The 10,629-nt window shown below is 57.0% G+C and carries 8 protein-coding genes; all 8 read right to left on the bottom strand.

The window, feature by feature from the left end:
* Positions 1 to 264: 264 nt before the first annotated feature.
* The gene (locus G565_RS0119025; RefSeq protein ID WP_028672270.1) at positions 265 to 2,046 is read right to left on the bottom strand and encodes a hypothetical protein; all 1,782 of its coding nucleotides are present in this window, start codon (positions 2,044 to 2,046) and stop codon (positions 265 to 267) included.
* Positions 2,047 to 2,122: 76 nt separating this feature from the next.
* Complete coding sequence (locus G565_RS24965) at positions 2,123 to 2,653, bottom strand: DUF4150 domain-containing protein (RefSeq protein WP_084649467.1); 531 nt, start codon at positions 2,651 to 2,653, stop codon at positions 2,123 to 2,125.
* Positions 2,650 to 3,711, bottom strand: coding sequence for a hypothetical protein (locus G565_RS0119015; protein WP_028672269.1), 1,062 nt, complete (start codon positions 3,709 to 3,711; stop codon positions 2,650 to 2,652). The genes G565_RS24965 and G565_RS0119015 overlap by 4 nt, the downstream gene beginning before the upstream one ends.
* Entirely contained in the window at positions 3,704 to 4,759 is a 1,056-nt protein-coding gene (locus G565_RS0119010; RefSeq protein ID WP_028672268.1) for a DUF2169 family type VI secretion system accessory protein, read from the bottom strand. The genes G565_RS0119015 and G565_RS0119010 overlap by 8 nt, the downstream gene beginning before the upstream one ends.
* Positions 4,756 to 5,934, bottom strand: coding sequence for a hypothetical protein (locus tag G565_RS0119005; RefSeq protein WP_028672267.1), 1,179 nt, complete (start codon positions 5,932 to 5,934; stop codon positions 4,756 to 4,758). The genes G565_RS0119010 and G565_RS0119005 overlap by 4 nt, the downstream gene beginning before the upstream one ends.
* Before the next feature lie 12 nt (positions 5,935 to 5,946).
* Positions 5,947 to 6,393 carry a hypothetical protein gene (locus tag G565_RS0119000; protein ID WP_028672266.1) on the bottom strand — a complete coding sequence of 149 codons (447 nt, stop codon included), beginning with the start codon at positions 6,391 to 6,393 and terminating at the stop codon, positions 5,947 to 5,949.
* A 282-nt stretch (positions 6,394 to 6,675) separates the two neighbouring features.
* Positions 6,676 to 10,308: an alpha-amylase family glycosyl hydrolase gene (locus G565_RS26175; protein WP_051208269.1), complete on the bottom strand. Its 3,633-nt coding sequence runs from the start codon at positions 10,306 to 10,308 to the stop codon at positions 6,676 to 6,678.
* A 34-nt stretch (positions 10,309 to 10,342) separates the two neighbouring features.
* Positions 10,343 to 10,629 (bottom strand): transposase (locus G565_RS24955; protein ID WP_037340341.1); only part of this gene is annotated, 287 nt, incomplete at its 5' end.

Raw genomic sequence — 10,629 nt, 5'->3', positions numbered from 1 at the left:
TAAAGCTGTGTAAGGTGGCGGCCATCGTCATACACAATACGCGCCGAATTCGCTTCCTGCTGCCCAGTCATTACCCATATCAAGGACTGTTTGAAACCGCACTGAACAACCTGAACTCGACATAGCCATAACCAGTGCTGACCCGGCACACTTTAAACAACGGGGTAAGGGGAAGTGTGCCTGAAAATCGGGAATCCGGGTCAAAATCGACCTGTAGCTGTGGAGCTGCTCGAAAACATTCAACAAATTCTATGCAGTGCTACTTTAGGCTGTTTGGTGAAATATCCGGGCTAGATACTTCTCCTTTTCATAATTCAGTCGAGCCTGCTTTCTGCTTAAGTCATTTAGATGGCGTTGCTCTGCCTGTTTTCTTTCCGTTAATGAGTCTCTTTTCTTAACTTCCTTTAACCGCTCATTTCCAATCTCACCCTGGTCTTGCTCAACCTGCTGTATCTTCTCAACCTGCTCAAACGCCGTATCAGATATCCGTTCAGCAAAAGCATTGATCGAGTGGCTCATGTATCTGGCTATCTGAGCGTCGTTTCGATCATTTCCCTCTTCGTCTACGTCGTCAAACAACGCCTTCAGCTTTGCCGGGTCTATTCTTAGTTCATCGTCCTGAATGTCACGTTCATCGACTTTAAGCGGGTTTTCTTCGTCGTACTCCGGGAACAGGTAGCTGCACAGTGGGTGGGGTTCTTGGGTTTCGTGTACGCCTTTCAGGCGTTTTACCAGGTCGATGCCGATGTCCTGGTCGCAGTGGCGCTGGTAGTCTTCTGTGTTCAGATAGAGGTCTTTGTAGGCGAGTGCTACCGGCGCGTTGAAGCCTTCGATCATGCTGCCTACCAGATCATAGAGGCTGCATATTTTTGATGTGGGTTGAATCAGGTAATCGGCAATGGCAGCGTGGACTTCCGGTTTTGCCAGGTGCTCTTCGGTCGAGATTCTGTAGGCCAGTGCGTCTTCGATCATGCTGAAGCAGCCGTCTTTCTCCAGCGCTTTTTCAATGTCTTCGATGCTGACCAGCTCCCGCAGCTCTACTCGTTCTTCAAGTACTTCCCGGGTGTCATCATCGAGGTTGGGCGATGCCAGTTGCGCATCGACGCCGGCAAAGAGCTGTTGGTTCAGCAGCATGGCCAGGCGCGCATCCGCCAGGGTGTTCAGGTCCATCTCCGCGCTCTGGTCTGAGTGATAATCTGAGAGTGCGGCAACTGTGCTGTTCAGCATGTCGGCCAGTTCCCGGGATGATTCGGCGTAGTACCGGGCATCGCCCAGCCAATCGGGCAGGATGACGCTGGCATTGCCTTTGTCGAACCGGGTGTTGTAGTGGCGGCTGCTTTCATTCAACTGTTCAGGGTTGATCAACCGTACCGTGGCGTCTTCGGGAGTGGACACAAAGTTGTCTTCGGCATGGGACAAGTCAACGCAGTTCAACCAGGCGTTGCGCTGTGCTTCACAAAAGGCGGCGTCGAGCTCACTGACTTTCGCCTCACCGTGGCGCTGGCGAGGGTCGTCCGGGTTCATGCCGCCCAGTTGGTTGATGCGGGTCCAACTCCATTGTTCGTCGGAATAGGCGATGCGAACGTCGCAGGCGGTACCGTCGATACGCAGCGGTAGAATGACCGTCGGCTCAGGCAGCCCGGTTGCACGGCGTTCGTTTTGGCCTTTGGTATAGGTCAGTTGAACATCGCGAAATTGCTCGCCCTGCGCGCCGACCTGTATTTCGCGCCAGAGGTAACCATTAACGTAAATGTACAGCCAGCCTTCTCGCAACGGTGCCAGTGAAGCAACCTCTTCTGGCAAGTCGGGCAATTGGCGCAAAAAGGTGACGGGTACCAGGTAGGTTGGCCAACTGGCTGCCTGCTCATTGGCGGGCAAGGTATCGCTGACGCCAACCGGCACCTTGTTGTAGCCATAATGCTCGTCGCGCAGCATCAGCGACAGCCGCTTAGAACCGGATGGTAGCTGTTCAACTATCAGCTCGCGTTGCTGTGGGTCATCGGGGTTGCTACCCGGTGCGGCTATGCTCACTTGTTGTACGGTCATCGTTTGCTCCCTTGCCTGTGCAAGTGTGTCCCTGATCCTGAATGTCGTATTGCGGCCCGCTTAAACCCTGGCGGGGTCAGGCATCCTCTTCTGCACCCAGGCCGGCCAGCGTTTGGCCGGGCTCGCCCTGAACGTATACGCCGACTTTGTCTTGCCACTGTGCTTCGGCTGCTTCCGGGGCGGCAACCTGAGTCGGCAGTGGCGGCATGCCTATCGCCTGCATCAGCGGGGCTGGCGGTGTGTTCTTTTTGTTCGATACCATCATGTCCATGGCGCGCACAGCAGGCTGACCTTCAATGAGTACGTCGAACCCACTGCTGACGAAAGAGGCTTCGCCTTTGGTGGTTCCAGACATCACGCCCTTCTTGTTACCCGGCTGGTCGCCCGTGCTTTTTTTGAATACCGATTTGATGTGGCAGGCCGGGTTTCCGTTAATCAACACGCTTTCAGCGCCTTTGTCGGTATCCGCACTGCGCGCGACATTGGGGTACGGAATAGGCACCACGCTGTTACCGCTTGGCGTCAGACAGACATCGATGGTGTTCAGCGTTCCATTAGAACCTGCATGAACCGCCGTGCGGCCATTGATCAATACGTTGTTACTCATGATTGACTGCCTTTTACCTGCGAAAAGTGAGTGTCTGTGGTCGACATAGCGTGGGATTCTGATGCCGGGTTAGCCGGTTCCAGCGTCGCCAGAAACCAGTGACCCGCGGGCATTTGGTGTAACGCCTGTACCCGGTTAACCGGCGGGCAAGGCATGGGCAACCGCCCCAGAGCGGCCAGAATGCCAAGCGACCAGCCAGCGCTGCCCAGATACCCCAGCCCGGCGGTCAGCCAGTTGTGCTGAGGTTCGGTAAGCGCGTCTGCTTCAGGGTAGGTGTCTAACCAGCGGTACCATTGGGTCTGGCTTTTAGGGTCTGTCAGGGCGTGGTTGACCAGGCCCTCGCGGTTCGGGTCGATGCTGGATAACGGGCTCTGCTCTGCGTTCAGTTCAGCAATGGTGCAGGTGTGCAAAGTCAGTTGGGCCAGCGGGTGGTTCGATGCCTGTGGCAGTGGCTGAAGCCATAGCACAGAGGCGCCTTCTCCGAGCACCAGGCCATCGGTAAATTGTTCATTGCTGACGCGATCGCCCAATTGTTTTAAAGCGCCCGGGTTGATCAGCGAGTCTGCGCTGAGCCAGAGAATATCCGGCTGAACCGCTGCGCTGGATGATCGGCTGATGCGTTCCCAGTCTTGCGGGCAATCAATGCTGGCCAGGGTTGCTGCGCTGCACCACTCGGCCCAGTGCGGAGCGCCTGCAATGCGCAACGCAGCGACCAGGCCCGCCCGAAGTTGTTCAACCCGCTGGCCACCCCGGTAACCCTCACCGGGCCGACCCAGGGTTAACGCCAGGGTCACATTGCTGGTCGGCAGGGGTTCCTTCCAGCCTGCCAGCAAGCTCGCTGCCAGCGACTGACTGCGAATAACATCGTTTGGCTGGTAGTCGCCCCCGGCCGGGCTGGTTAGGCTGGCCAGCGCCTGGTCTTCAACAAATTGGCTCAGGTTGGGTTCCGGTTGTATCACCGCCTGAAAGCCAGCGGCGCTGGCCCACAGGCTGGCGGGGTCTGATCCCCGGGCCGTGCAGGCATGAGCGGCTTTAATCGACCAGCGCTGTTCAGCCATGCTGTGTGCCCTCCGGTACTGCCATCGCGTCGAGCGCAACCACTTCAAGCTCGGCCTGAGCCCGTCGGTGTGTGTCGGTAAAGGCCTGTCGATACACCAGATGCACACGGCTTTGCTGTGTATCGATGATTAGGGTATCGGCCTGCAGGTCACTGACGGTTCGGGTGGTGCGCGTTCTCAGCACGGCGTTCAAAACCGGGGTCTTTATCGGCAAGGTGACGATCTGGCCAACGGAGACGCCCGGCACCAGCCCCTTCAATTCAACCATGATGTCGCCCGACAAGGGTTGCTTAAGCCACTGATCGGCCGATGCGCTGTGATAAGCGGTGGCCGGCAGCGGGTCCGGGTAGGGGCAGTCGCCACGCATCAGTGCATCGACATCGAGGTTGGAAAAAGCATCGGCACGCGGTGGCCAGTGGCTGGGAATGGGCCCCATCCCTACTCGTTCACCGCGCTGAATAGGGCGGGCCATTAACCGGTCGAGGGCTTCCAGGTGCGGCAATGGTTGTTGCTCGGGCGAAGGCCGTTTGCGCTGGCCCAAATACCCCAGACCAACCGGATTGGGCACAAAGGTATCGGTGTCGATGTCAGGGTGGCGGCCACCATAAGACACCTCATAGCCGATGGGTTGCTGGGTAATCGGCTCCGGTGGGCTGGCCACCCACCCACGCCAGGTTTTCTGCCAATGGCGCTTGCCATATACCACCAGGTGTTTCTGGCTGTGCTCACCGCCGCTTGTCGTCAACCGTACCTGCACCGGGAAAAAGGGTCGGGGTTCATCGCTGTAGGCAGAACCGACCAGCCACCACTCGGCGCCCTGTTTAAACGGTACGGCCTCAATACCGGCAGCTGGGGCTTCGTTTTCCGGGTCGTCGTTCGGGTAGTCATCAGCCATGACGATCGGGTCTGCGACGATGGGCGTTAGTTCGCCATCTGCGTTGAAGGAAAAGCTGACTTTGGCGACCAGAACCTCAGCCGCCTCACCCGTAGCCGTCCAGCCGGGCAACAAGGCCGTGGCGATTTCCTCGTGTGGCACCAGTTCGATCATATCGCCTCCACCGCGTTTAGCTGTGCCAGCCGAACCCAAACGGATTGAGTGGCCGAAAGCGCCACCTGCGGATGCTGCATCTGGTAGGCCAGTTCCCAGACGGTCATGTCACGGCCAAAGCGGGCACTGATGACGCGCTTCACCTGTTCAGGCTGGCGCACCCGATGTTGTCTGGCTGGCCACTCGGCGTGAAAGCGCTCAAGGGCAGCCCGAGCGGACCCGGCATCAGCCAGGGTATCGGGGTCTTTGTTGGCGGCTGCCTTCCCGGGGTTTTCGCCGACCACGGAGAGCCGGGCTACCTGGGGCAGTGTTTCTGCGGTCAGAGACTGCCAAAGCCCGGCACCAAGCGCATTGGTCCGCGGTTGTTCCAGTAGCGCCAGGCAAAAATCAAGGTGGTTGGCATGGCCATGCACCACCAGTAAGCGGGCATCGACGGTGCCCTCGGTAAAACCCTGTTGCAACGGGATAGCGGCCTCCGGTAGCGCCAGTGCAGCCGCCCAGGCAAGCACCAGGGGGTTGGCGAGGTCGCTCGCCAGGGCCCGGTTCACCAGAGCAGCGGCCTGCTGCGGTTGCTCCCGGTGCACCGCCAGAATCAGTGCACTCAGGTCCGGTTCAAAGCCCGGGGCAGGCGCGTCCAAAGGCCAGGTTCTGGCGATGTCGGTGGCTTGCCAATGCCCCTGGTGGGCCGCGTAACGGATCTGGCCGGGTAACAGGCTATCGGGTGTGAATGAGTCGGGTAGCGGCGGTGCCGCATTGAATGGCACAAGATCAGGAACGAAGCCGAGCAACTGCCAGCGCAGAGTGGCCGGGCATTCCGGTTCATTGGCCAGTGCGGCCAGCACCGGCTGCCAGACGCCCTTGCCGAGCAAACCGATCATCGACCATAAATCATCGGCATGGTCTTCAAGCTTCTCACCGAGCAGCTCGGTCACCAGAGCATTGACTGGCGTTTTACCCAGCACCCGTACTGCGGTTGTCAGCACTAAATGCTCGGAACCGGCAAGCGTGGGTTCGGTGGTTTGGCTTAAACGCCACAGGTCGGCCAGCAACCGGTTTTCGAGGCCGACCAGACGCTCGCGGCTAACGCTGCCCTTTAGCAAACGGCTGCGCTGGCGCCATAAAGCTTGTGCTGAAGCCCAGGCTGATTCGGTGTGCGCGTCCTGCGCTTCAGTCATCACCTCTGGGCCTCAATTCAGTTCGATAGGGTGGCCCAGCAAGCGGTGACGACCTTCAGCTTCACTGAGTAACTCACGGCCGTTCAGCCGAACCCGGCCTTCGCTGAGCTGCACCCGGCTGTCGCCGACCACCATTTCGTATTGCTCAATGCCTTCGGGCAAGTGCACACGGGCGGTGCCGTTTTCAATAACGATCTGAGCGCTGAACACGCCCGGGGTTTCGGTCAGAACCTGGTTAAGAATATGTCGCTGATCGGCCAGTTCAATGACCAGGACTGCATCGCCCTGCTGTACCGCCGGCAATTGACTAGGATGAACATCAATGGCGACCGGGCGGCCATCGACAAGAACGGATTCACAACGCCCCTGATGAACCTGATCAACGTCAGCGACATGTTGGGCGACAACCCGATAAGAGGAGCTGGCAGCGACTGGGCTGCGAGACTGAGCGGCTTTCATGATTCCCTCTACGATATGAATTCCTTGGCAGGCGAAGGCTAAAGTCGTTTTCCTAACGACCTGAGGCCCCGCACCCGCAAGCTCAGAGAGTGCCGTGTGGTCAATGCCAGCGTCAACCACCGAAGGCTGTGTTTGTGATGGAGTTTGGAAATTTAAGAGCAGTCAGTGAGCTGCCCTGCTAATGGCGCCTCTGGCTGGCCGTTAAGGTCAAGCCAGCCACCCTTGGCCGGGGTAGCTGGACAACAACCCTGACCAAGGGGCAGCGTTGTTACAGATTGACGACTATTCTGCGGCCAGCGTCAGCATCAATCGTTCAGGGTTCGTAGCGTCGAACGTCAACCGGTAATCGCCGGCCACCGGGATGTTTGCCGCTATGTTCAGGCCGCCAAAGCCATCATCGACACCGCTAAGGGCTAAGCCACCGTTCTGCACGACATCGGCGTACTGCACTTGCAGGCCCCAGTCATCACTGACCAGTTTAAACAAAGCTTCACCGGCAGGCAGTGTCAGTGTATCGGTGTAACGCACACCGGCCTGTTGCACAGACTCGCTGTTGCTCCAGCCATTGAAGCTGCCGCGCACATACATTGGCTGGCCAAAGCGGTCACCATAGGTGAAGTCCGGATTGGCCATCAGGGTCAGTGTTGGCGCATTGGCATTGACCGATGCATCCAGCACCAGGTCGTAATACCCCGGGCTAAGCTCCGCATCCATCCGGTTATTGCTGTCGATTGCGTCGCTCAGTGTGACACTGCTACCCGCCGCCAGAGTGTCAACCGCGCCCGCCAGCTTGAACCCCCAGCCTGCGTTGGCAATGGCAAAGTCGATGGCACCGGCGTCGTCACCGCTGAAATCAAAGGCCGCCGGGTCTATGCCGACTGTGGTTTGGTATTGGCCGGCGCCCAGATAATCCAGCCGGTAGGCAGGCAGGTTGGCCCAACCATTCAGCTCGCCCTTAACAAACAAGGCACCCTGCGGCTGATAAGGGGCGACTTCACTGGAAGTCACCGACAACAACGGGTTGTTTACATCAGTGGCGTCTAGCACCAGGGTATAGTCGTTGGTCGCAGGGACCGACAAACCAATGTTGCCGTTCCCCGGATCTGTGATCCCAACCGAGTCATCGCTGAACACAACGTCACCATAGCCAAGGTTAATATCCGCCCAATCACTGTCGGCAAATTTAAACTCGTAATTACCGACGGACAGGTCGTTGAGAACCAACTCGTACCGGTCGCCCCCTAAATGGGCCATCCGACGGCCGTCGCTCCAGTCGGTCATCGTACCTCGCAGAAACACAGGTTCTGCGAACACACCGGCATCGAGCGCTACGATGGGCACTATGTAGTCAAGCTCACCGCTGGCATCTTCATCGGCACCTACAACCCAGACGTCGTACACCGAATCGGCCTCGAAAAAGCTCAACAGATTGGCCGGGTTGGCGCCCCAGGTCAGGCCATTTTCGGTGACCGGGCCACCCAGGTTAATAGCCGCCCACTGGTCATCGGCAAATTTGAATTCACCGTCGCCACGTACCACAAACACCTCAGTATGGTAGGTGCTGTATTCGGTGTTGTTCATATCAGCTGCGCTGCCCTGATCCCAGCCAACAATACCCCCGCGCAGATTCAAACCGTCAATGCTGTCGTCGATGAGCCGGGCTTGCTCAACCAACTGATCTGGCTGCGTACCCGACAGACTTAACTCAGGCAATGCATCGATGGCCAGATGCGCTGTCAAATCACCTGACCCGTCTTCTTCCGCTACTGCAAATACGGCACTGCGGGTCAGTGAAAACGGCTGGTCGAGTTCTGCCACACCGGTATCATCATTCAGCGTTGCCCAGGTCAGCGTTTGTTGCGTGTCGTTCGGCCCCCAGGAAAGTGCATAGGTTCCCCTCTGCTCATATAGTGGGCCCTGGAACTGGCCACTGTTACTGACCGCATACAAGGCATCGCGTTGGTTCAGGTTAGGGTAGTCGAGCGTAACGGTTTCCGGATATCGGCTGTCTACCCGCAACGATTGGGTGGCTGTACTCATCTCACCCTCGCTGTTGGTAACGGTTACCTGCACCTGAACATCGGTACCGTCTGCAAAATCGTTCAGCCGAAAATAGGCGCGGTAAGGCGCATTGAAATCGTCCGCAATGCGATGCCAGCTTTGGCCACCATCAACCGAGTAGTCAAAGCTTGCCTGGTAGTCGGGCAGCACAATATCGCTCAGACCGTCAATGTCAGCTACCAGGGTGACGCGACCTGTCAGGGGCACATCGCCACTGACCCCATTCAACTCAACGCTCGGCGCCGGGGAAGCAGGAACGGGCTGGTTGGCGCGGTATACAGCGACCCCAAAGGGTTCAAGTTCCAGTTCAATCTGGTCACCATTGCGTTTCGCTGCAGCCCGCTCCGGGTAGACACCCAGGTAAGCTCTGGCAACGGCAGGCAACCTCACCACAACAGGATCGGCCGAGGTATTAAACGCCACCAAATACTCTTCGCTTTCATACACACGGGATACCACAAAGGCCCCCTTACCTTGTGTTTCCACGTAGCGCTCGTGTTGCACGCCCCGTCGCAATGCCGGATGAGCACGTAAAACGTCAGCGTACTCGGCAAACGCCTGATACAAAGGATGGCCAGTGTCGAAGTTGTCGTCTCCGGGTGTTGCCGCGCTACCTATGTTGTCGTTCGCCCGATACTCATCCACCTGAGACGGAAACATGCTCTGCCGCGATGCCTGGTCGCCGCCGGTACCGGTGAAGCCCTGTTCATCGCCGTAATAAATCACCGGAACACCCCGCAGAAAATACATCATGGCGTGTGCCAGTTTCATTTTATCCAGGTTTTCCAGTGTGTCCGCTTCACCCAGAAAGTGGCCGAAACGACCCATATCGTGATTGCCGGTAAACGTCATCAATTCGGAGGCATCACTGTCGGCGTCACTGTATTTATCGTCATCGCGAAACAGGTTAGCCAGGGTGGTGGGGGCATCTCCGCCGGATACCGTAGCAGACACTGCCGCCTGAAACCCAAAGTCGAGCACCGAAGGCAATTTCCCCTCTGTGGTGTACATGCTCAACAAGTCGGTATCGGCGCTGTAAACTTCGCCAAAGAGCGTGAAATTATCGATACCCTCACTTCGGGCATGGTCGACAATAGCGGGGGAAAAGGCTTGCCAGAATTCAGTATGAACGTGTTTTACGGTATCGATGCGAAAACCATCGGGCTTGAAATCGGTTACGATGTTTTTAAAGATGTCGATCATGCCATCGATGACTGCTGGGTCAGAAGTCGCCAGGTCATCGAGCCCGACAAAATCACCATAGACCGAGTTTTCCCCTGAAAACAGACTGTCGCCCTGATTGTGATAATACTGCGGATCGTTCAGCCAGTCGGGCACTTTGGCATTGGCTTCTCCGGTCGGTAAAAACGGAGTGTAAGTGTTCCCCGCCGTCAAGTCTTCGAGTGATTTGTAATCACACAATGCCTGACCATCCGGCAGATTTCCCTCGCTGTCATGACATTCCTCGTACTTGATTACATCGGCCGTATGGTTGGTGATGATGTCGAAGAATATTTTGATGTCCCGTTCATGAGCAGCATCGATCAGTTCTCTGAGTTCCTCGTTAGATCCCAGGTGTGGATCAATCTGTGTGAAGTCCAGTGTCCAGTAGCCATGGTGGGCTGCGCTGGCATTCGGTGGTGTGCCTTGCACGGCTTTGTTTTTGAGGATCGGCGTCATCCAGATCGCGGTAACACCCAGACCTTCCAGATAATCCAGCTTATCGACCAGGCCGACGAGGTCGCCGCCATGGTAAAACGCCTTGTCGGCCGGATCGAAGCCGTGGGTGTATTTATCGCCACTCAAGTCTCCGTAGTCGTTCGCAGGTGTACCGTTAGCGAATCGATCGGGCATCACAAAATGGCTCTTCGTAAAACTCTGTGGAACCCTATGGCAGCATATCCAGCTTCCCACAGTGAAACAGTATGCTCGTTCTAAAGCCTTCGAAAGAACGATAACCTCGAGCATTGGACTTTACCGTCTGAATCTTTGAGTTTAATCCCTCGGCGACGGCATTGCTGATCCGGTGATCGAAGTAATTCAACAAGCCATTTTTATGCGCTTTTAGCATTCTGGCCACTTTCTTGATGGGCTCCAAACGGCAACGAATAGCCCAGCTGTACCACTTCTCAAAATAGCGTTTCGCCCAACCTTTACTGTGGTAGTCCCAAAAGG

Source organism: Saccharospirillum impatiens DSM 12546, from assembly GCF_000423605.1.
Lineage (GTDB): Bacteria > Pseudomonadota > Gammaproteobacteria > Pseudomonadales > Natronospirillaceae > Saccharospirillum > Saccharospirillum impatiens.
This window is presented reverse-complemented; position numbering and strand designations above follow the sequence as displayed.